The following is a 22533-nucleotide window of genomic DNA, read 5'->3' as shown; positions in this document are numbered from 1 at the left end:
CTGCCTCTTTCGAAAGACACGCTTTAGATGCTGCGCAAGATCTTTACCCGTCTTTTGACAACGGCCATCACCCTCTTCGGAGTGGCCGTTATCGTCTTCGTGGTGATCCGCGTTGTTCCGGGCAACCCGATTGCGATGATGCTGCCCCCCGGCGCGACCGAGGCGGATATCGCGCGCCTGCAAGCCCTTTATGGCTTTGACAAGTCGATCTTTCAGCAATTCCTGATCTGGGTTCAGGGCGTGCTGCAAGGCGATTTCGGGACCTCCATTTCCTTGCGTCAACCGGTGGCAGGTTTGGTCCTGGGGCGTTTGCCCGCCACGTTAGAGCTGGCAACGGTGGCTTTGGTGATCGCTTTGGTCATGGGCGCCACGATGGCATTGGTCGGCACAAGGTATCGCAACACCAAAACCGAAGCGGCGGTGGACGTGACATCCGGCATGGCCTTGTCGATCCCGGACTTCCTATGGGGATTGGTCTTGATCCTGCTCTTCGGGGTGCTGTGGCCAGTCTTCAAAATCTCGGGTCGGATATCGCCCTCACTAGATATCGACTTTGCCACCAACTTCTTCCTGATCGAGGCGCTGCTGCGCGGCAGGCTGGATGTGGTCAGTAACATCCTGTCTCATTCCTTCATGCCCGCCCTGGCCCTTGCAATCCCGTTTGCGGCCATCATCGCGCAGCTTTTGAAGCAATCGTTGAAGGAGACGATGCACCTTGATTACGTCACTTTGGCGCGCACCAAGGGCTACGGCGAAAACCACGTGATCTTGAAGGAGGCATTGCCCAACGCTGTCTTGCCGACGCTCACCTTGGTCGGGGTTCAGTTCACCTTCCTGATCGGTGGAACGGTCATCGTTGAACGCCTTTTCAGCTACGAAGGCTTGGGGAACATGGCCATCGACGCCGTGATCAACCGGGACCTCCCACTGATCCAGGGCATCGTCATCCTCTTCGCCCTGATCTTTACGCTGATCAATCTAGCCGTCGACATGCTTTATGTCGTTCTGAACCCAAGGCTGCGCCATGCGTGATGCGCGCGCGGCGGTCAGACGACCCCTGGGTGTTCGGCTGTGGCTTTCGGGCGGCTGGCTCACCGTGCTCTGTCTAGTGGCGGTTTTTGCGCCCTGGATCGCGCCGCATGACCCCTTGGCGCAAGATTTGTTTCTGGGGCGCCTCCCCCCGTTCTGGATGGACGGAACAGAGCCGGGATATGTGCTGGGCACCGATTCCCTGGGCCGCGATGTGCTGTCCCGGATGATGCACGGGGCACGTGTTGCGCTGGTCGTGGCGCTTATCGCGGGGATCTGCACTTGCCTGATCGGAACAACGCTGGGCCTTTTGGCGGGCTTTTATCGGGGCTGGATGGACACCGTCATCAGCCGCATCGTCGATATCTGGATGGCCTTTCCGCCTGTGTTGTTTGCCATCCTTCTTATCGCTGTTCTGGGGCCGGGCCTGATGTCGATCATCATTGCGATCATTGTCATCGACTGGACCCGCTTTGCGCGAGTGATCCGGGCCGAGGCGCTGTCCCAAGGGGCGATGGATTATGTCGCCAGTGCCCAGATCGCCGGACGGCCCCGCTTAAACACGGCTCTGACGGAAATCTTGCCCAACGTGCTGCCAACTATGGTGGCCCTTTTAACGTTGGAAATGGGCATCGCCGTGATTGTCGAGGCGATCTTGTCCTTTGTGAACCTCTCCATCTCGACCGACAGCCCAACTTGGGGCGGCATGATCGCCGAAGGTCGCACGGCAATCCATCAGGCCTGGTGGGTTCTGGTCTTCCCGCTGATTGCGCTGTTCCTGACGGTTCTCAGCTTCTCCCAATTGGGCGAAGGGTTGAAAGACCGCTTCGATCCGGTGCTGAGATGAACCCCTATCTCTCCATTCGTAACCTGACTGTCCGGCTCTCGCGCGGGCCCGTGATCCTGCGCTCCGTGTCGTTCGATATATCGGCCGGGCAGGTCCATGGATTGGTGGGCGAGTCAGGGGCCGGCAAGTCCATGATCGGCAAGGCGGTCCTGGGCATATTAACCCGCTCGCTTGAGGTAACGGCGGGCGAGGTTCTCTTGGACGGTGTTGACCTGCTGACCCTGCCTAAAAAAGAGCGCCGCAAACGGATCGGGACAGCAGCAGCCCTGATCCCGCAGGACCCGTTGACGGCGCTCAATCCATCGAAACGGGTTGGGCCGCAAATCACAAAACGGCTTGTCGATATACTGGGTTGGCCGCGTATCGAGGCTGAGACACGCGCCCGCGCTTTGCTCGACGAGGTTCATATCCCGCATGTTGATCGGGTGATGCGCAGCTATCCGCATGAGCTGTCCGGTGGGATGCGTCAGCGCATTCTGATCGCATCCGCCTTTGCTGCAGAGCCAAAGCTGATTATCGCGGATGAACCGACAACGGCTTTGGATGTCACGGTTCAGAAACAGATCCTGAAACTGATCGCTGAAATGCAGGAGCGTCATGGAACGGCCCTGCTGTTTGTCACCCATGATCTGGGCGTCGTGTCCAAGGTTTGCGACACGCTGTCCGTTCTCTATGCCGGAAAGGTTGTGGAGCATGCTCGAATGGCGCGCTTCTTCATGCGGCCCATTCATCCCTACTCCCGCGCGCTTTTGGCGGCGACGCCGACCTACACCGATCCGGAGGTCAATCTGACCCCGGTGTCCCAGTCCGTCATCGACACGGTTGAGCAGGAAGTTCGTCAGCACGATCAGAGGTTCGGACTATGATGTACGACATCGCGAACCTCGAATTGTCCTTGCCGGATCTGGCGAATAAGCCGCTGCTGGGAAAGGCCCCTCGGGTCGAGATCTTGAAAGGCCTGAGTTTTCAGGTGCCCAAAGGGGCGGTGTTGGGGATCGTGGGGGCGTCGGGTTCGGGCAAATCCACTTTGGGGCGCGCGATGTTGCGCCTGCTGGAGCCGACAGCCGGCCAGATCATCTTCGACGGCACGGATATCACCCACTTGCCAGAAGAGCATCTAAGGGCCATGCGGCGGCGGTTTCAGATGATCTTTCAGGATCCGATGTCTTCGCTCAACCCGCGTCGGCGGGTCCATGGTCTGATCGCCGGGCCACTGAAACTGCACGGGTTCGAAGACATATCCAAGCGTGTGGCGGAGGCCCTGGATATGGTCGGACTGCCCGCGCATTTTGCGATGCGCTATCCCCATGAATTGTCCGGCGGTCAGCGGCAGCGCGTCGGCATCGCGCGGGCCATTGCCCTGCGTCCCGATTTCATTCTCGCGGATGAGATCGTGTCGGGGTTGGATGTGTCATCTCAAGCGCAGGTTCTCAATCTCTTGGGGGATCTGGTACGCGATCTTGGTTTGACCCTTGCCTTCATCAGCCATGATCTTTCGGTCATCCGGCGTCTTTGCACCCGTGCCCTGGTGCTCAACCAGGGGAAGATCGTGGAAGACGCCGACATCGCAGACCTCTTTGACAATCCGCAGGCGGCCTACACCCGGGAGCTGCTCTCTGCGATCCCGCTGCCCGATCCGTATCAGGCCTGGGTCTAGACATGTTGTTTACTCAGCGCACGCCCACGCACGCCTTTGAGAAAAAGGAGACAGAGATGGTCGAAGACAAGACAGAACTCTCCGCACGTCCTGACTTACTCGCGGTTTGGTTGACTTCCACTTGCGAATTTTTATATGAAAATTCATATAAATGGGAGAGGAAGGATCATGGCTGAGCGGTCATTCGCGAAAGAAGTGCAAAAGCTTCGAATGGGTGCGGGAGAGACCTTTCGCGGCGAAGGTATTCTGGCCGTTACCAAGGCGCTTTTGGAAAATGGCGTCGGGTATGTCGGCGGATATCAGGGCTCACCGATCAGCCATTTGATGGACGTTCTGGCCGACGCACAGGATATTCTGAGCGAGATGGGCGTGCATTTCGAGGCCAGCGCCTCCGAGGCGACGGCTGCGGCAACCCTCGCGGCTTCGGTGCATTATCCCATCCGTGGGGCGGTCACGTTCAAATCCACGGTTGGCACCAACGTGGCATCGGATGCCCTGGCCAATCTGGCATCTGGCGGTGTTACAGGCGGCGCGCTTGTGATCCTTGGCGAAGACTACGGCGAAGGGTCTTCGATCATGCAGGAGCGCAGCCACGCCTTCGCGATGAAAAGCCAGATCTGGCTGTTGGACCCCAGACCGAACCTGCCCTCGATCGTCAAGGCCGTGGGTGATGGTTTTGGCCTCTCCGAAGCATCCAACAGCCCCGTCATGCTGCAATTGCGGATAAGATCCTGCCACCTTCTGGGGGAGTTTACGGCGGAGGACAACCAGCGCCCCGCCGTGACGGTCAAAGACGCGTTGGAGGCGCCAAAGCGCGATCTCAACCGGATCGTTCTGCCCCCTGCCTCCTTTTTGCATGAACAGGAAAAGGTCACGAAACGGCTTCCTGCCGCGCGGCAGTACATCCGGGATCACAAGCTGAACGAGACCTTCGGACCCCAAGACGGACGGGTCGGGATCATCTGTCAGGGTGGTCTTTACAACAGTGTCATTCGCGGGCTCCAGCGCCTCGGCCTCGCCAATATCCATGGCGACACAGAAGTGCCGGTTCACGTGCTGAATGTCACATACCCCCTTGTGACAGATGAGCTGCAAGACTTTGCCAAGGGCAAAGACAGCCTCCTGATCATAGAAGAGGGACATCCCGATTATATCGAACAAGAGGTCCGGGCGGCGTTTCACAAGGCGAACCTGGCCACCCAGATCTCGGGAAAAGGGCCGTTCCCGGAAGCGGGCGAATTGACGGGTCAGGTTATGTTGGATGGGTTGACCACCTTCCTGACCGAGCATGCAGCCGACCTGATGCCGCCTGTCGCGCGCGCGCCTAACAAACCCGAATATGTACCCATACCGGATCTGGGCAAAACCGTACCAGGACGCCCGCCCAGCTTTTGCATCGGATGCCCCGAACGCCCTATCTTTGCCGCCACCAAACTGGTCGAGCAGGAACTTGGCGAACACCACATCGCAAGTGACATCGGGTGTCACCTCTTTTCGATCAACGCGCCCTTCAACCTTGGGGCGACGACGATGGGCTACGGGCTCGGGCCGGCCTCTGCTTCGGCGTTCAACGACAAAACCGCCAAGCGACGCTCCATTTCATTCCTGGGGGATGGCGGGTTTTGGCACAACGGCCTCACCTCTTCTATCGGCAATGCGGTGTTCAACGACAATGACGGTGTGATCGTGATTGTGGACAACTACTATTCTGCCGCCACAGGCGGGCAGGACATTCTGTCGTCGCGTGCAAAGAACAAGACGAAGTCCACCAATCACCCGATCAAAGACGCTGTCGAAGGAATGGGGGCCAAATGGGTCCGCCAGATTGATCGCACTTATGACGTGGGTCTGATGCAGGCCACGTTGAAAGAGGCTCTGGAGACCCCGGAAACAGGCCCGAAAGTCATCATCGCATCGTCGGAATGCATGCTGAACAAACAGCGCCGGGAAAAACCTGCGCGCACCAAGGCGATCAAGGATGGCAAACGCGTCGTGCGCAGCCGTTTTGGCGTGGATGAGGACGTGTGCACGGGCGACCACGCTTGTATCCGTTTGTCGGGATGTCCGTCCCTCTCCCTCAAGACGCTGGACGATCCCCTGCGCGATGATCCTGTCGCCAGCATTGACCAAAACTGTGTCGGCTGCGGAAATTGCGGCGAAGTTGCGGATGCCGCGGTGCTCTGCCCGTCGTTTTATCAGGCCGATCTTATCGTGAACCCGACGCGCGCGGATCGCATTTGGGACAAGCTGCGGCGAAAGGTCATCACCACCCTGCAGTGCCGCCGTGATGCGCGCACCCTGCGCTTTGAAGAGACCGCGCCATGAACCTCGCCCGCGCTCAGCCCACGCAAGCCGACGCAATTGACGAAACGATTATCAAGCTGGCGGTGCTGGCGGTGGGCGGTCAGGGTGGCGGGGTGCTGACCAACTGGATTGCCGACCTGGCCACGCGATGCAGATACGATGTGCAGATGACCTCTGTCGCGGGCGTTGCCCAGCGCACCGGGGCCACGATCTATTATGTCGAGATGGCGCCAAAGACGGGCCGGTCGCCCGTATTTGCGCTCAGCCCATCGCAAGGTGATCTCGACGTACTGATCGCCGCCGAATTGATGGAGGCTGGTCGCGCAGTGCTACGCGGGTTCGTGACCCCGGATCGCACGACTTTGATCGCCTCAACCCATCGGGTGCTGGCCGTGTCTGAGAAAGAGGAACCGGGCGACGGACGGGCGGATTCCGCGCTTGTCACAGATGAGATCACCAAGGCTGCGCTGCGCACGATCTGTTTTGACATGGAGAAAATCGCGGCAGAGGCAGGCACCATGATCTCCGCGAGCCTTTTTGGCGGCTTGGCGCGCAGTGGCGCCCTGCCCTTCGCGCCGGAAGAGTTTGAAGAGGTCATCAAGGCCTCTGGCCGGGGCGTTTACCAAAGCCTTGCGGCCTTTCGCGGCGCTTTGAACTATGAAGCCGTCGCGCCAGAGGAGCCTGCACGGAAGGCGATCAAAGCCAAAGGCCCGGCGAAGCTGATGCGCGAATGGGATGCGCTAGTCACACGCGCCAAGACATTTCCGGCACCCGCCCAAGAGATGTTGATGGCCGGTTTGAAAAAAACCGTCGATTATCAAGACATCGCCTATGGGACAGAGTACCTGGACCACGTCCAGACCTTTGCCGATCACGACACGGTCGAGGCGAAAAAGCTCACGATCAATGCGGCAAAATACGTGGCCAACGCCATGTGTTACGATGATCTGCCGCGCGTGGCCGATTTGAAGGTGCGTCAAAGCCGGGACGTGCGGCTGCGTGGAGAACAGCAAATCAAGGCCGATGAGATTGCCCATGTCACTGAGTATTTTCACCCGCGCGCGGCCGAGGTGTGTGGCACCCTGCCAGCGCGCCTCGGCGCGGCCATCGAGGCGCGACCCAAACTGTTCAAGCTACTTGATCGGCTGATCAACAAGGGCCGGCGCATTCGTACGGATACGATCCGCGGGTTTGGCATGCTTTGGCTGGTGAGCATGGTCCGGCCCTATCGCCGCCGCTTGCTGAGGCATCGTGTGGAAACCGCGCACCTTACGGACTTGATGCGCCTGTCTTTGGATGTCCTGCCCGACAGCTATGATATGGCAGTTGAGGTGCTGGCCTGCCAACGCCTGATCAAGGGGTATTCGGACACACACGCCCGGGGACATTCCAAATTTGGGCGGGTTATCTCGATGGTACCGGTTCTCAGGACACGCGATGATGGTGCGGACTGGCTGGCGCGCCTGCGCGAGGCCGGGTTGCAAGACGAAAAGGGCGACGCGCTGGACGGTGCCATCATGACGGTCAAGTCCTTTGCTAGTTCTTGACCCTATGGGCTAGAAGCCAAGCTCCTCCTCTGTGGCCAGAACCTTGTTGAGCGCGATGACGACAGGTTCCGGCCAGGGGATTGAGGTATGTTTATCCAGATCACTCGCCGCAAGAACTTGGGTGCTGGTCCAGCGGGTTTCCGCACCGGAGCTGATTTTGTGGCGCATGGTGACTGACGAACGCCCCACTTTGGTGACCCCCACATCAAAAGACAGAGTCTCCCCAAAGAAGGACGGCTTGGAAAAATCGCAGGACAGATGCACTGTTGGTGTGCCCCAGCGTTCTTCCCAGATGGTTTTGTTCCAGGGAAAACCAAGCTCTGACCAGAACTCTTCGTTCACACCATTCAAGATGTCGAGATAAGAGGGAAAGTAAGCCGTCCCCGAGATGTCGCAATCGCCAAAACGCAGGGTGCGATCTGTTCTGAAAATCTTGTCCAACACTCTTCCTTTGTGCAGGAGGCACCTGTCGATCAGGGCCATTCATTTCATTTTGCAACGAGTTTTGGCCAGTGTCGAGGGCTCGACCAAAAGAAGCGCTCCGCGTGCTCGTGACACGTCGGGACGGCCCCTGGCGCGATCTGGTGACAACCGAACCTCCCGGTCGGAGAAGGGTAAAAAGCTCAATAAATTCAGAGATCTGGGCGGGTACACCCATCCAAAATCAGACACTGCAAACCAGATCCCACCCCTTCAATCGGAGATGCAGCCGGTGAAGGCCCTGCGCCTTCGGCCCAACAATTACTATTGATTTTTGTTGCAAAAACATATGAAATTTCATGTATAGTTAAGAATGAAAACGGGAGATAAGAATGACGGGGATCGGTAAATTTGTTGCGGCCAGTGTTGTTGGTCTGGGGATGGCAACAGCTGCCTTAGCGCAAGATACCACGCTTCGGGTGTCCACGTGGCTGCCGCCAACACATGGCGTGAACACAGAGATCTTTGGCGGCATGATCGAAATGATCGAGGCCGCGACAGATGGCAGGGTAACCGGAGAATTGGTGTCCGGTCTCGCGCCACCCCCGGCGCAATCCGACCTGATCCTCGATGGCGCTGCGGACATCGCGATCATCTTCCACGGATACCAGCCTGGCCGCTACGTCGCGACGCAATTGCCCGAGCTTCCCGGGTACGAAGGCAGCGCCGAGGCGTCGTCGGTCGCCTATTGGCGTGTTTTTGAAGAACACCTTGCCGCCATGGATGAGCATCGGGGCGTGAAGGTGATCGCGCTGAACACGCATGGGCCTGGGCAAATCCATACCGGTTCTGACGTGTCCACCTTGGCCGATCTGGACGGCTTGAAGACGCGGATCGGTGGCGGTGTTGCCGGGGACGTTGGCGGTCTCATCGGCTTGGTCGGCATCAACGTTCCCGCGCCCCAAGTCTACGAGACGCTCGAATCCGGGGCGGCTGATGCGGTGGCGATGAATGTTGGAGAGCGCATCGGATTTCGTCTGGATGAAGTGGCCCCCAATCTCTTTGAAATGCCCGGGGGTTTTTATCGCGGCTCCTTCGCGCTCATCATGAGTGAAGAGACATTCGCGGACCTGCCGGAAGACATTCAGACAAAGCTTGATGCCGAGGTCTTCGGAGAACCCCTCAGCCGCATGGCCGGAGCGGCCTGGGATTTGTCGGATGAATTGGCGCGCGAGGCGATGGGAGATGACGCAACGACCGTTGTCGCGTCTGCCGAAGATCAGGCCAGCTTTGCGGAAACGACCGCTGAAATTCGGGTGAGGGTCCTGGAGGAACTCATCGAAGCTGGCGTTGACGCGGATGCAGCCTATCAGATGATGGTCGATGAAATGGCGGCTGTCAGCGCCGAATAACACGCGCACCGTGGCGCCAAGGTGCCACGGCTCTTTCAAATGAGGCTGCCCGCAGTGCTAAGACACCTTATGAAGATGCCAGAGCTGGTGGCAGCCTTGGCCCTGTTTAGCCTCATGTTGCTGACGTTCACCGACGTGATGCTTCGGTCGATCTTTAACGCACCCTTTCAGTTCACCGCTGACATGACACGTGTTTTAATGGCCATAACGGTCTTTTCGGTCATGCCCAGTTTGTCCTTGGCAGGGCGACAGATCAGCGTGGATCTGCTGGATCCGCTGTTTCACCGGTTCAATCTCATCAGGATTTCGGATGCCATTATCTCATTTATCTGTGGGGCTCTGCTGTTCTGGCCCGCCCAGCGCATCTGGGTCCTGGCCGAGCGCAGCAGGTCATATGGCGATGTGATGGAATACCTTGGGATCGGGCTGCATTATATCGGCTGGTTCATCGCAGCGATGACCGCATTGACCGGGATCGTTCTGCTGGTCCGCGCCGCCTTGCTGGCGTTGGCTCCGCACAAGCTTGAGGCCCTGACATGATCGAAGGCATCATCGGGTTTGCCGCTGTGATCGTGCTGGTCCTGCTGCGTATGCCGATTTCCTTTGCCATGGGCCTTGTCGGCTTCGTCGGGTTTATGATGGAAAGCAGCTACCGCGGCGCCATTTCCATGGTGGCGAGGCTGATCATTGATACCAGCCAGAACTACGGGCTGTCTGTTGTGCCTCTCTTCATCCTGATGGGTCTCTTCGTCAACAAGGCGGGCATCAGCAAAGAGCTTTACACGGCATCGAACGCCTTTCTTGGCCATCTGAAGGGTGGATTGGCGATGGCCACGATTGTGGCCTGTGGCGGGTTCGCGGCGATTTCTGGGTCATCTCTGGCCACGGCGGCCACCATGTCGAAGGTTGCGATGCCCGAAATGCGTCGGTTCCGATACTCCGACAAGCTCGCCACAGCGTCGATCGCGGCGGGCGGTACCTTGGGCATTCTGATCCCGCCGTCTGTCATCCTGGTGATCTACGGTTTGCTGACCGGGACGTCGATTGGAAAGCTATTCATCGCGGGCGTGATCCCCGGGCTTCTGGGCATCCTGTTCTATCTGGCGGCTGTCCGGTTCACGGTCTGGCGTGATCCGGATGCGGGCCCCAAAGGACCCAAGACCGCTTGGCCAGAACGGCGAGCGGCCCTGGGTCAGGTCTGGGCGGTTTTGCTGCTGTTCTTTCTGGTGATTGGCGGGCTCTATGGGCTTTTTGACTTTGAGCCGCTCAATATCGCTTTCTCCCCAACCGAGGCCGCGGGCATGGGGGCAATGGGCGCATTCCTGATCGCGCTTTCGCGCCGCCGTCTGTCATTGGCCGATACGATAGACGTGCTGCGCGAAAGCGCGATCACGACGGCGACCCTCTTTGCCGTGCTGATCGGCGCCTGGATTTTCTCGAATTTCGTGAATGTCGCTGGCCTTCCTCAGGCGCTTTTGAACCTCGTGACCGCTTTTGACCTAAGCCCCTGGACGGTTATGCTGATGATCCTGGGGATCTATATTGTGCTGGGCTGCGTCTTCGAAAGCCTCTCGATGCTTCTCCTGACCGTGCCGATCTTCTTTCCCGTGGTGCAAGAACTTGGCTTTGATCCGATCTGGTTTGGCATTGTCGTTGTGGTCGTCGTCGAGATCAGCCTCATCACGCCACCGGTTGGCCTGAATGTCTTTGTTCTGAAAGGGATCGTTCAGGATGTCTCTACCGGTACGATCTTCAAAGGGGTCACACCATTTTGGATCATGGATATCCTCAGGCTGGTGCTTCTGTTGCTGCTGCCGGGCCTGGTCTTGTTTCTGCCTGCGCAGATGTAGCGGTGCGTCACTCGGCTGTGAGTTGTTCAAGCAGAACTTTCAGGACAGGCTTTATCCGTTCCGCATCCGTGTCGGCGAGCTTTGACAGCAAGGCCGCTTCGTGGCTTTTCGCCTGTGGAACCAATTCGTCTGCCAAAGCGCGCCCCTTGTCCGTCAACGACACCCGCACGCGGCGCTTGTCGGCCTGGTCGCTCACCCGTTCCACGATGTTTCGGTCTACCATCTGATCCACCACGCGCGTCATGCGCGACTGCTCCATCAACGCGCGTTCGGCCAGTTCCGTGATCATCGAAGGCCCCCGGTCGTAAAGGCACGCCACAACACGCCACTCCGGCACCCGAAGGCCCGCTTTGCGCACAGTTCCGTGAAACTCTGCGCTTGCCTTCTCGCTCGCCGCGGCAAGCAGATAAAGAAGGTAGCCTTCAACAAAGCTTTGCTTGGACTCGGTCATGGTTCCAACTCTGCTTGGACCTTAAAATAGCGCCTTGACAGAAAGTATATGAAATTTCATGTTTCTTGTGGGAGACACGAAGATGATCAGATGTACCTTGCTGCAAAAGACAGTGCTGACTGATGACATTGCAGCTTTTGTTCTTCAACCTCTAAACGGTCGTGCCGTGGCCCCCTGGGACGCGGGTGCGCATCTGGACATTGATCTGGGTGAGGTTGGCACCCGGTCCTATTCCCTGATCAAATGGTCAAACACGTCGGCTAACGCATACCACATTGCCGTGAAACGCGAGGCGGACGGGGCTGGGGGCAGCGCGGCCATGCATGCGCTAAGCGAGGGAGACGAGGTTGAAATCTCAGCCCCCAAGAACAGCTTCGCCCTACGCGATGGGCCTGAACCCGTTGCTCTTATCGCTGGTGGGATCGGCGTTACACCGATGATCTCGATGGCGGCTGACCTTCTGGAGCGCGATCACTCATTTGTCTTTCACTATGCAGGGCGCACAGCCTCAGCCATGGCCTACCGCGATGAGCTGGGCGATCTGCTGGGGGACCGTCTTTCGCTGCACACGGACGACGGCAGCCCCTTTGATCTCGAAAAAACAGCGACGTCCCTGGTCGGCCACAGGCTTTATGTTTGCGGCCCTCTGCCCATGATCGAGGTCGTGCAACGGGCCGCGACCCAGGCCGGGATTCCTTCTGATCACGTGCATGTCGAGCTCTTTAAAGAACCCGATGCACGGGAGGGGGATGCGGCGTTCGAGGTTCAGGTACAATCGACAGGCGATGTCTTCAACGTTCCCGCAGGCAAGACCATCATCGAGGTGCTTGAGGAAAACGATTTGGATGTCCTCTATGACTGCCAGCGGGGCGATTGCGGTATCTGCCGCGTCGATGTGATCGAAGGTCTGCCGGATCATCGCGACGTGGTGCTAAGCGATGATGAACGCGCCGCCGGGGATGTCATGCAAATCTGTGTCAGCCGCGCACTGTCCAAACGGCTTGTTCTGGATATCTGAGGGGGACGGAATGAAAACAAGCGATGCACGAAAGCTGGTTCATGGCCATCAGGTTCACCGAGATGTCTATACCAGCCACGAGGTTTACGTCGCCGAGATGCGCGGTGTTTTCACCAACGCCTGGATCTTTGTGGGTCATGATAGCCAGACGCCCAACAAAGGCGACTACATCACCACGCAGATCGGCGATCAGCCTGTCATTCAGGTGCGCCATTCCGATGGTGAGATCTATGTCCTCTACAATCGTTGTCCGCACAAAGGGACGAAAATCGCGATTGATCGGCAGGGCAACACCGGCAAGTTCTTTCGTTGCCCCTATCATGCGTGGTCATTCAAAACCAATGGCTGCCTCCTCGCGATCCCGTTGAAGAAGGGGTACACGGACACCGGACTTGATCAGACCGAAAGCGCGAAGGGGCTAAAGCCCGTGGGCGATGTGCGCGTCTATGGCGGGTTTGTCTTTGCGCGGCTGTCCGAGACGGGGATCAGTTTCGAAGAATTTTTCGGCGACAGCCTATCAACCATCGACAACATGCTGGACCGGTCCCCCGAAGGCAGGTTGGAGATCGCGGGCCCGCCGCTGCGATACATGCACAATTGCAATTGGAAGATGCTGGTCGAGAACCAGACCGATACGTGCCATCCAATGGTGGCGCACGAAAGCTCCGCGGGGACGGCCATCGACATCTACAAACAGATGGGAGAGCCTCAGCCCCGCCCGCCCGCCATGCAGATCATCGCGCCTTTCATGTCGTCTTATGACTTTTTCGAAGGGATGGGGATCCGCACCTGGCCCAACGGACACGGGCACACGGGTGTGAATATGTCCATCCACTCCGATTATGACGCGATACCGGGGTATTTCGAAGCTTTGTCCGCCGTTCATGGTGAGGAGAAGGCCAAAGCGGTGCTGGATGAGAACCGCCATAACACGGTCTATTTTCCCAACATCATGGTCAAAGGCCCGCTGCAACAGCTGCGCAATTTCATTCCGCTGGGCCCCGATAAGACGCTTGTGGAAAGCTATGTCTACCGTCTTGTCGGCGCTCCGGATCGACTGGTGGAGATGTCGGCGATGTACAACCGCATGATCAACGCACCCACATCCATCGTCGGACATGATGACATGGAGATGTATGAGCGCGCGCAAGAAGGGCTGATGGCAAACGGGCTGGAATGGGTGAACATCCAGCGTCTTTATGAAGAGGGCGAAGACTTCAGCAAAGAAGCTGTCGAGAATGGCACAACCGAGCGCCAGATGCGCAACCAGTTCGATGCCTGGGTCAAGTTCATGGATTGGAACGGCACCGCTGCCGGGGCCTCTGAATGACGATCACACGCGACGACATTATCGACTTTGTCTATGCCGAAGCGCGGATCCTGGACGAAGGGCGTTATGATGAGTGGCTGGCGCTCTGGCTTGAGGACGGGCACTACTGGATGCCTTTGGACTACAAACAGACCGATCCCGTCGGGGAGACATCGCTGCTCTGGGAAGACAACTTCATGCTGCGACTGCGGGTGGAGCGTTTGAACGGTGAGCGGACCTTTAGTCAGAAACCCAAAAGCCGATGCCATCACGTGATCCAGCGCCCGTTTGTCGATGAATTCGACGCAGAGGCTGGGCGCTTCGTGACCAATACGTCGATGCACTACGTCGAAACGCGGTTGGACGAACAACAATTGCTGGCCCTGACCGCAATGCATGAGCTGAAGCTGGTCGACGGCGCCCTGCGCATTGCCAACAAGAAGGTCGAACTTCTGAATTCAGACGCGGCCTTTCGGTCGATCCAGCTTCTTCCATGACAGCGCAAACAGTCTTTGAGGCGATTTCAGGTGCCGCCCATCGCTGGCCGGATCGTTCGGTTCTCAAGACCATGCCTCACACGGCAAAAGTCTATGGAATTGAAGAAGGTGATCTGACTTATGCGGCATTTCTGGCGCGGGTCGAGGCCTGGGCCACGCGGCTGACAGAGGCGGGGTATGGCAGCGGCATGCGCGTGGCCGTCTTGCTGGAAAATCGGCCCGAGTTCTTTGTGCTCTTTGCCGCGCTCAACAAGATCGGCGCGTCCATCGTTCCGGTCAATCCCGATCTGCGAGCAGCGGAGCTGGAGTATCTGATCGGGCATGCGCGCCCCGCCCTGATCATAGCTTTGGCGGATCGTCTCCGCGATGTGCGGGCCGCCGCAATTGCCTCGGACGTCGTGGTGGAGGTGGTCGCCCCTGACGACCCCCTTCCTGCTCCGCGTGACGCCGCAGTTATGGCGGCGGATCGTACCGGCGGCGCCCGTGAGGCGGCTTTGCTTTACACCTCTGGAACAACCGGCAATCCCAAAGGCTGCGTTCTACCAAACGATTACTTCCTTCTTGCGGGGCGCTGGTATGCCCAGCTTGGCGGGATCGCCAGCCTCTCTTCTGACGGGGAGCGGATGATCACGCCACTTCCGATCTTTCACATGAACGCCATGGCCTATTCCTTCATGGCGATGGTGACGGTTGGCGGCTGCCTCATCGCGCTCGATCGTTTCCACCCCAGCACTTGGTGGAGCGATGTGGCAGAAAGCGGAGCGACCTGTTTGCATTACCTTGGCGTGATGCCCTCCATCCTGATGAGTCGTCCAGAGAGCGCGGATGATACCAACCACGCCGTCCGGTTCGGGTTTGGCGCCGGCGTTGATCCGAAACTTCAGGCCGGATTTGAAGCCCGTTTCAATATTCGACTGATCGAAGCCTGGGCGATGACGGAAACCGGTGCGGGTGCCGTGATTGCCGCCCATACCCAGGATCGGCTGATCGGTCATTCCTGCCTCGGCAAGCCGGAAGGCTGGATAACCGCCAAGGTTATATCCGAAGATGGCCGAGAGGCTCCGATGGGCCAGCCGGGAGAGTTGCTTGTACGCAATTCCGGCCCCGACCCGCGCTTTGGATTTTTCACCGAGTATGACCAGAACCCTGAAGCGACCAAAGAGGCCTGGCGGGGCGGCTGGTTCCACACCGGCGACATCGTGCGCCGGGACGCAGAAGGCCGGTTCTTCTTTGTTGACCGGAAAAAGAACGTCATTCGACGGTCAGGCGAAAACATCGCCGCTGTCGAAGTCGAGAGCGTGCTAATGCGTCATCCCGATATCAGCGCAGCCGGAGTGTCAGCGGTGCCGGATGATATGCGCGGAGACGAGGTCTTTGCCTGCCTGTCGGCCACCGATGCATCCGCTGACAAGGCGGAAGAGATCGCGCGATGGGCCTTGGAGCAAATGGCCTACTACAAGGTGCCAGGTTATATCGCATTCGTGGACGATCTGCCATTGACGCCGTCACTCAAAATTCAGCGAAAAGCGCTGAAAGAGCTGGCGCTCGAATTGCTTGATGGGCCGGATACGCATCGGCTGACCCATCTGAAAAAGCGGCAGGTGGCATGACGCAGATCCCCGCGGACTACGATGGTGTGGTTCTGACCGCGCCCTTCTCAACGCCCTATCAACGCTACTCCATCGACACGGCGCATTACTGGATCGCGCAGGCCCTGCGCGGCTCGCTCAAGGCCGCGGCACTTGAGAAAGACGCGCTTGATGGACTGTCTGTTTCATCCTTCACCCTGTTCCCCGACACGGCCGTTGGCTTGACCCAGCACCTGGGCCTGTCCCCCAGATGGCTCGACAACATTCCGATGGGTGGCGCATCCGCTGGTGTTGCTGTGCGCCGTGCGGCCCGGGCCGTTCAGGCAAAGGATGTGGACGTCGTGGCATGCGTGGCGGGCGACACAAATCAGATCGACAGTTTTCGTCAGCTTCTGTCCAGTTTTTCTCGCTTTGCGATGGATGCCAGCTATCCCTATGGCTATGGTGGACCGAATGCGAATTTCGCGCTGCTGACAGATCGCTACATGCATGATTTCGGCGCAAAGCGGGAGGATTTTGGCAAGATCTGCGTCGCACAGCGGGACAACGCGCTGAAGAACCCGAATGCTGTGATGAAGAAGCCGCTGACGCTTGAGCAGTATCTAGAGGCGCGCGCCATCGCCGATCCCATCGCTCTCTTCGATTGTGTAATGCCCTGCGCCGGGGCCGAGTGTTTTCTGGTCATGCACGAGGATGAGGCGAAGCGGCGCGGGTTGCCATATGCGCACCTTCGCGGCGCGATTGAGCGGCACAATGCACACCGGGACGACCCCATCCAGCTTCGGGGGGGATGGACCGTGGACATCGACACCCTTTGGGCAATGGCAGGACTATCTCCGGATCAGGTCGATCTGGTTCAAACCTACGATGACTATCCTGTTATTTCGATGATGCAGTTCGAAGACCTTGGCTTTTGCGCCAAGGGCGAAGGCCCTGACTTTGTCCGTTCCCATGATCTGACGATTGCAGGTTCGTTCCCGCATAATACATCCGGCGGACAGCTCTCGGCCGGTCAGGCTGGTGCAGCCGGTGGCTACATCGGCATGGTCGAGGCTATCCGCCAAGTCACCGGACAGGCAAAGGGCACGCAGGTTGCCGGGGCAACGCGCGCTTTGGTGTCCGGCTTTGGAATGATCAACTATGATCGCGGCCTTTGTTCCAGCGCGACGCTCCTTGAAACCGGAGCGCGTGCATGACCCGCCCCGTCTCACCCCCGCCCTTGAAGAACCCGCAGCTTCGGTCCACGTCTCCCACACGCCCACCAGAACTCCGCAGCCGGGCGGCTTTGGGTCTGACGGCAGCGGCGGCAGAAGGACGATTTGCGCTGCAATGCTGCGCTGAATGTCAGACATGGCAATACCCTCCTCGGGATGCTTGCGTATCTTGCCTGTCCAGTGATCTGGTCTGGAGAGACTGCCCGACTGAGGGCACGCTGCTGGCGGAAACCACGGTTCAGGCCTCACCAAGGCTGTACTACCGCGAACGTCTGCCGTGGCGCATGGGCAGCGTCGAGCTTGCTGCTGGGCCGGTCGTGCTGGCGCATCTTCACGAAGACGTCGCCCCACGGTCCAATATTCGCATGCTGGCCCGGCTGGATCGAGCCGGACAGGGGGTTTTGGTCGCCGTGCCCGAAGTTGATACGCCGCATATGCAGGAGTCTGCCCTCATGCGCGAACTTTCCGCTGATCCCAAATACCGCCGCGTGCTGCTCACCGACGCGCGTGCGCCCAATGCCCCGGCGATGGCCAAGGCGTTTCGTGATGCCGGCGCCAGCCATATCTTCGCCGGAGAGGCGGAGAGTTGGCGCCCTTACCCCACCCGACAGAACCTGACGGAGATGGAGGTCGATATTCTGCCATTGGATGTGACGGACACCCAGTCTGTGCAGACCCTAGCGGCTGAGATCGGGGGCAAAACGGACATCCTTGTCAACAACGCGAAATTCGTACGAGCGGGCGGCGCCTTGGCGCGGGGCGATACCGCCTTTGCGCGCGACGAGATCGAGGTCAACTATCTGGGTTTGATGCGGCTTGCGCAGGCCTTTGGCGCAGCAATGCGCGCCCGCGCCGCCGATGGGGTGAATTCCGCTGTGGCCTGGGTCAACATCCTGCATATCGGGGCTGTGGTGAACACACCTGACTACGGCGCTTTTGCCGCCAGCCAATCTGCGGCTTATTCGCTATCTCAATCGCTAAGGGCTGAATTCCGTTCGTCAGGCCTTAGGGTCATGAACGTCTTCCTCGGCCCGCCAGAGGAGGATTGGTTTCAGCCCCTGCCCCCGCCCAAAGTGCTCCCCACCTCCCTGGCGCGTGATCTTGTCAAAGGTTTGCAGATGGGTGTCGAGGATGTCTGGAGCGGCGATATCGCCAAGGACGTCCGGGACCGGTTGCGGCGCGATCCCAAGGTTCTTGAGCGCGAAATGACCTATGGCGAGGAGGGCGCATGAGCATTCTTGACGACATGGCGGCCGCCTTGTCCAACGGGTCGGTTCGCGTGGTGGATCTGACCCATACGCTGGATCCTGACTTTCCCGTCATCGTTCTGCCGCCCGAGTTCGGCCAATGTGCCCGCTTTCGCATGGAAGAGGTCAGCGCCTATGATCACCGGGGCCCGGCGTGGAAATGGCACAATATCTCCATGTCCGAGCATACGGGCACCCATTTTGATGCGCCTTCCCATTGGGTGTCGGGGCGTGATTTGCCGTCAAACTCCGTCGATGCGATCCCGCCTCAAGACCTTGTCGGACCTGTGGTTGTATTGGATTGCGTCGCGCCAGCTGCGAAAAACGCGGATTTTCTGCTGGCGGTCGAAGATATCGTGGCGTGGGAAGCCCGGCATGGCCGGATACCGGCCAAGGCCTGGGTTCTGATGCGCACGGATTGGTCCAAGAAATCCGGTGCGGCTTACCTGAATTTGCAAGAGGACGGCGCGCATTCTCCCGGGCCGAGCAGTGACGCCATTCAGTTTCTGATCAATGAGCGCGATATCAGGGGGTTCGGGACAGAAACCGTGGGCACGGATGCCGGTCAGGCAGGTCACATGGTGCCGCCCTATCCCGCCCATTACTTCCTGCACGGGGCGGGCCGCTACGGGCTGCAATGCCTGAGCAACCTCGATCAGCTACCAGCCACCGGTGCTGTTCTGATCGCGCCGCCGCTCAAGATCAAAGATGGAACGGGAAGCCCCTTGCGCGTTCTGGCACTGATCGAGGATGTTACATGACCGAATTGACAGCGGTGATTACCGGGGGGAACAAAGGCATCGGCGCTGATCTGGCGGCGCGCCTTCTCGAGCGGGATTACAAGGTGATTTCGGTTTCGCGACATGCGCCGGAGCTTTCGCATCCCAATCTGTCTTCGGTCGAGGCTGATTTGCTGGATCCCGGTGCCGTGACCGACGCGGCAGCGGAGATTGCAGGCAAGCACGATGTCACGCACCTTATCCACAATGCCGGCCTGATCTGGCCCAACCTGATCGAGCAGGCTCAGCCCTCCGACATCACGGGTCTCGCTCAGCTTCATCTTGGATCCGCCCTGATCCTGTTACAGGCCTTTTTGCCGGCGATGAAGGCGCGGGGTATGGGACGGGTCATGTTCAACGCCTCTCGCGCAGCCCTCGGGGCGCCCACCCGGACCGCCTATAGCGCGTCAAAGGCTGGCATGATCGGCATGGCACGGACATGGGCGTTGGAGTTGGCACCCCACGGCATCACGGTGAACGTCGTCGCGCCGGGCCCCATTCTGACGGACAATTTCTGGGGCGTCATTAAAAAGGACAGCCCCGAACAGGAGGCCCTGGCCAACCGGATCCCCGTCGGGCGTTTGGGCCGGGTTGAAGACGTCACCAATGCGTTTCTGTTCTTCTGTGACCCGGCGAACAGCTTTGTCACGGGCCAAACGCTCTATGTCTGTGGCGGCGCCAGCGTGGGCACTCTGCAAATCTAGGCTCAGGGGCAGCGAGAGGATGGTTGCCGAAGACGCTGACGACGCGCTCTGTAGTGAAACCACAGAGCGCGGATGCGGTCCGGCGCGACCTGACGGAAGATCCCCGGGGGTGATAGGCAGGCGGCATGGCGCGCAAAGCCGATGAACCGAGTCAGAGCATGGCGTCGCACAGCCTAAGCAGCCCTTTTTCGCATCGGGCTAGGCCGGAAGATCTGGGGCCGTTGTTCAGCTCTTTCTCTCAGACACGTTTGCATCCCCGAGCCTTGGGCTCGGGCTTATTTGGGAGCACCTCTGGCACCCTACGGAGCGGAAGAACCGCATAACGTCGCTGCGGGACGGCTTCGGTCGGTGTCGACTGCATGAACAATGGTGACCGAGGGCGTCGGCGATGGCCGCCCTGGCGCTCAAAGCCGACCCAGCGCCTGCTCAGTAGACGATGTATCCGACGCATTTGCCTGGCCTGCCCTTCTGCCACTTTGTGCTTCAGAAGAAGACCAGGTCGTTTTCCAGCCCCGCGATCTCGGCCACGCCGGTCAGCAGGATCGTGTTGCCGCCCCCGAAGTCAAAACGCACATCCGCGCCGGTATCGGTGGCGAACCGGCTGACGACCTGCGCCGCACTCAGCGTGCCGGCCCAAAGCGCATCGTCGAGCCGCAGCGCATCGACCCCCTTCTGATAGCCCTCGATCACATCCGCGCTAGAGCCAGGACGGAAGAGGAACGTATCGGACCCTTCGCCTCCGTTCAGTGTGTCACTCCCCGCGCCACCGTCCAGAGTGTCGTTGCCAAGGCGGGCAAAGATCACATCGTTACCTTGCTCGCCCCGGAAAATGTCATTGCCGTTGCCGCCCTGGATGGTGTCGTTGCCCGTGCCGGCGAACACGGTGTCGGCCCCGTAAAAGCCGCCCTGGCCGTTGTCATTGAAGACGTCGTTGCCTTGGCCCAGAAAGGCTGTATCCCGACCATTGCCGCCAAAGACGGTGTCATTGCCGTCGCCTGCATCCAGCGTATCGAACCCGTCGCCGCCGTAAAGCACGTCATTGCCCAGGCGGGCACGGATCACGTCGTTGCCAAGCTGGCCGTGGAACTCATCGTCGCCATTGCCCCCTTCGATCGTGTCGTTGCCCTGATTGGCAAAGACGGTGTCACGGCCAAGCGCACCGCCTTGGCCGTTGTCGAAGAAGATATCGTTGCCCTCGCCCAGAAACGCGAGATCCCGCCCGTTTCCGCCAAAGACCCGGTCATGGCCAAGGCCCCCATCCAGCGTGTCAAAACCGTCGCTGCCAAAAAGAACATCTGCCTGCTGGTTGCCGACCAGCCGGTCATTGCCGAGGCCACCATCAAGCGTATCGGCCCCCTCATGGCCAACCAAAAGGTCATTGCCCTGGTTGCCCAGCAGGCTGTCGGCCCCCAACCCGCCATAAAGCGTGTCGAACCCTTCGCGCCCCAGCAGCACGTCGTTCTGCTGATTGCCGACCAGCCAGTCATTGCCAAACCCGCCGTCCAGCGTGTCCGCGCCTTCGCGACCGAGGAGCAGATCCGCCTGCTGGTTGCCGATCAGCCAGTCATTTCCAATCCCGCCATCGAGCGTATCGGCCCCGCCGCCGCCTTCGACAATATCATTTCCGCCCAGGGCGTTGATTTGATCCGCATCGGCGGTACCGATCAGTACGTCGTCGCCTTGCGTCGGAACGGGTCCGGGGTCGGGCGGCGGGGGAACTAGCTCACCCATGATATCATCGACGTTGATGGGGACGAAGTCGTTCAGCCCCACGGCGATCAGGTTTCCGCTTGCAACAACGGTTGGATCGTCCCCAGGTATCGGGACAAAGATGGACGATTCGACCACTTGCGTGACCGAAATCGACAGCAACTGGCTGTAATCGGCATTGAAGTTCAGGAAAAAGTTAATGGTTGAGATATTGCTGGTGCCGTTCGCGCCATCGGTCACCCAACGCAGATTCTCCAATCCAACAAATTGCCTTGAGAGTTGGGGCGTGGGCTGAATGAGGCTTCCGTCTGGCGCAAAGATAGCGGGCTCTTGGTCGCCAAAGTTATAGACTCTGACTGACACGTCACCAGTCTGGGTGATGTCCCTGGTTTGCGGGTCGCCGACGACCGCATTCACGTTGACGGGGAGCGGTCTTGGAACCTCTTGGGCAAAAGTGGGTGGAGGCCTGAAACTCGGATCGAATGGTGTACCGGCAACCGGGACTTCAATCGCATAGCCGCTTGCCGAGCGAACCGGATCGATATTGCCTTCGCCTGGTATCCAGTTGAAGCCTCCACCAATTCGGACGACCCCGTTCTCGACAGTCACCGTCGGCGTCGAGCTGAGGCTTTGGGCCATTTCGGTATTAGATTGGCTCTCCATCCTGAAAATCTCCTTTTTGAAATAAAACCGGGGGCGGGTCGGCAGGATGCCCGACGAGACAGTGCTGTTCCGACCCTCCCATGTGGGATCCATTGATGTCGGGACACTAAGACTGGCGTCACAAACAGAGCGTCACCCGAATGGGTGAGCGGCTCGATTGCCACTCGTAGGACGGCATTAAATCGCCGACCCGGCTGCCATTGCGACGGGGGTGCGCCTTCGGTGATCGCATGACGCAAGATGTATTTATGGGCCTATTCGCAGACCCTGACACGGATCCTTAAAG

At 59.1% G+C, this 22533-nt stretch carries 20 protein-coding genes; 17 read left to right on the top strand and 3 right to left on the bottom strand.

Going from position 1 to position 22533, the window contains the following annotated elements:
* Positions 1-27 precede the first annotated feature (27 nt).
* From CFI11_RS04665 to CFI11_RS04640, 6 genes are all read left to right on the top strand, one after another.
* Complete coding sequence (locus tag CFI11_RS04665) at positions 28-1032, top strand: ABC transporter permease (RefSeq protein ID WP_130403528.1); 1005 nt, start codon at positions 28-30, stop codon at positions 1030-1032.
* Positions 1025-1876 carry an ABC transporter permease gene (locus CFI11_RS04660; protein ID WP_130403526.1) on the top strand — a complete coding sequence of 284 codons (852 nt, stop codon included), beginning with the start codon at positions 1025-1027 and terminating at the stop codon, positions 1874-1876. Before CFI11_RS04665 ends, CFI11_RS04660 begins: the two co-directional genes overlap by 8 nt.
* Positions 1873-2742 (top strand): ABC transporter ATP-binding protein, encoded by an 870-nt coding sequence (locus CFI11_RS04655; RefSeq protein ID WP_130403524.1) that lies wholly within the window; start codon positions 1873-1875, stop codon positions 2740-2742. The genes CFI11_RS04660 and CFI11_RS04655 overlap by 4 nt, the downstream gene beginning before the upstream one ends.
* The gene (locus tag CFI11_RS04650) at positions 2739-3533 is read left to right on the top strand and encodes an ATP-binding cassette domain-containing protein (protein WP_254449021.1); all 795 of its coding nucleotides are present in this window, start codon (positions 2739-2741) and stop codon (positions 3531-3533) included. Before CFI11_RS04655 ends, CFI11_RS04650 begins: the two co-directional genes overlap by 4 nt.
* Before the next feature lie 168 nt (positions 3534-3701).
* Complete coding sequence (locus CFI11_RS04645; protein WP_130403522.1) at positions 3702-5858, top strand: indolepyruvate ferredoxin oxidoreductase subunit alpha; 2157 nt, start codon at positions 3702-3704, stop codon at positions 5856-5858.
* A complete protein-coding gene (locus CFI11_RS04640) occupies positions 5855-7384 on the top strand; it encodes an indolepyruvate oxidoreductase subunit beta family protein (protein WP_130403520.1) in 1530 nt (509 codons plus the stop codon). Before CFI11_RS04645 ends, CFI11_RS04640 begins: the two co-directional genes overlap by 4 nt.
* Positions 7385-7393: 9 nt before the next feature.
* Here CFI11_RS04640 and CFI11_RS04635 read toward each other — a convergent pair whose 3' ends face one another.
* Positions 7394-7867, bottom strand: coding sequence for a thioesterase family protein (locus tag CFI11_RS04635; RefSeq protein WP_130403518.1), 474 nt, complete (start codon positions 7865-7867; stop codon positions 7394-7396).
* A gap of 329 nt (positions 7868-8196) precedes the next feature.
* Between CFI11_RS04635 and CFI11_RS04630 the strand changes: the two genes are divergently transcribed.
* The 3 genes from CFI11_RS04630 (at position 8197) to CFI11_RS04620 (ending at position 11066) form a co-directional block, all read left to right on the top strand.
* Positions 8197-9216 (top strand): TRAP transporter substrate-binding protein, encoded by a 1020-nt coding sequence (locus CFI11_RS04630; RefSeq protein ID WP_130403517.1) that lies wholly within the window; start codon positions 8197-8199, stop codon positions 9214-9216.
* Between the two features lie 69 nt (positions 9217-9285).
* Entirely contained in the window at positions 9286-9756 is a 471-nt protein-coding gene (locus tag CFI11_RS04625) for a TRAP transporter small permease (protein ID WP_254449020.1), read from the top strand.
* Entirely contained in the window at positions 9753-11066 is a 1314-nt protein-coding gene (locus CFI11_RS04620) for a TRAP transporter large permease (protein ID WP_130403513.1), read from the top strand. Before CFI11_RS04625 ends, CFI11_RS04620 begins: the two co-directional genes overlap by 4 nt.
* Positions 11067-11073: 7 nt before the next feature.
* Here CFI11_RS04620 and CFI11_RS04615 read toward each other — a convergent pair whose 3' ends face one another.
* Positions 11074-11517: a MarR family winged helix-turn-helix transcriptional regulator gene (locus CFI11_RS04615; protein ID WP_130403511.1), complete on the bottom strand. Its 444-nt coding sequence runs from the start codon at positions 11515-11517 to the stop codon at positions 11074-11076.
* An 82-nt stretch (positions 11518-11599) separates the two neighbouring features.
* On the opposite strand from CFI11_RS04615, the gene CFI11_RS04610 reads away from it, so the two are divergent.
* From CFI11_RS04610 to CFI11_RS04575, 8 genes are read left to right on the top strand one after another with little or no spacing between them, the layout of a single operon-like run.
* A complete protein-coding gene (locus CFI11_RS04610; protein WP_130403509.1) occupies positions 11600-12535 on the top strand; it encodes a PDR/VanB family oxidoreductase in 936 nt (311 codons plus the stop codon).
* Positions 12536-12545: 10 nt separating this feature from the next.
* Complete coding sequence (locus CFI11_RS04605) at positions 12546-13865, top strand: aromatic ring-hydroxylating dioxygenase subunit alpha (RefSeq protein WP_130403507.1); 1320 nt, start codon at positions 12546-12548, stop codon at positions 13863-13865.
* Entirely contained in the window at positions 13862-14341 is a 480-nt protein-coding gene (locus tag CFI11_RS04600; protein ID WP_130403505.1) for an aromatic-ring-hydroxylating dioxygenase subunit beta, read from the top strand. The genes CFI11_RS04605 and CFI11_RS04600 overlap by 4 nt, the downstream gene beginning before the upstream one ends.
* Positions 14338-15951: an AMP-binding protein gene (locus CFI11_RS04595; RefSeq protein WP_130403503.1), complete on the top strand. Its 1614-nt coding sequence runs from the start codon at positions 14338-14340 to the stop codon at positions 15949-15951. Before CFI11_RS04600 ends, CFI11_RS04595 begins: the two co-directional genes overlap by 4 nt.
* Positions 15948-17126, top strand: a complete 1179-nt coding sequence (locus tag CFI11_RS04590) for a thiolase family protein (protein ID WP_130403501.1) — start codon at positions 15948-15950, stop codon at positions 17124-17126. The genes CFI11_RS04595 and CFI11_RS04590 overlap by 4 nt, the downstream gene beginning before the upstream one ends.
* A complete protein-coding gene (locus tag CFI11_RS04585) occupies positions 17123-18376 on the top strand; it encodes an SDR family oxidoreductase (protein ID WP_130403499.1) in 1254 nt (417 codons plus the stop codon). Before CFI11_RS04590 ends, CFI11_RS04585 begins: the two co-directional genes overlap by 4 nt.
* Positions 18373-19152: a cyclase family protein gene (locus CFI11_RS04580; RefSeq protein ID WP_130403497.1), complete on the top strand. Its 780-nt coding sequence runs from the start codon at positions 18373-18375 to the stop codon at positions 19150-19152. The genes CFI11_RS04585 and CFI11_RS04580 overlap by 4 nt, the downstream gene beginning before the upstream one ends.
* Entirely contained in the window at positions 19149-19874 is a 726-nt protein-coding gene (locus CFI11_RS04575; RefSeq protein WP_130403495.1) for an SDR family NAD(P)-dependent oxidoreductase, read from the top strand. Before CFI11_RS04580 ends, CFI11_RS04575 begins: the two co-directional genes overlap by 4 nt.
* Positions 19875-20357: 483 nt before the next feature.
* Here CFI11_RS04575 and CFI11_RS24840 read toward each other — a convergent pair whose 3' ends face one another.
* Positions 20358-22247, bottom strand: a complete 1890-nt coding sequence (locus tag CFI11_RS24840; RefSeq protein ID WP_165390183.1) for a calcium-binding protein — start codon at positions 22245-22247, stop codon at positions 20358-20360.
* Between the last annotated feature and the right edge of the window lie 286 nt (positions 22248-22533).

The sequence above is a fragment of the Thalassococcus sp. S3 genome, assembly GCF_004216475.1.
Classification (GTDB): Bacteria; Pseudomonadota; Alphaproteobacteria; order Rhodobacterales; family Rhodobacteraceae.
The sequence above is the reverse complement of the archived record's forward strand: the minus strand, read 5'-3'. Positions and strand labels throughout refer to the sequence as shown.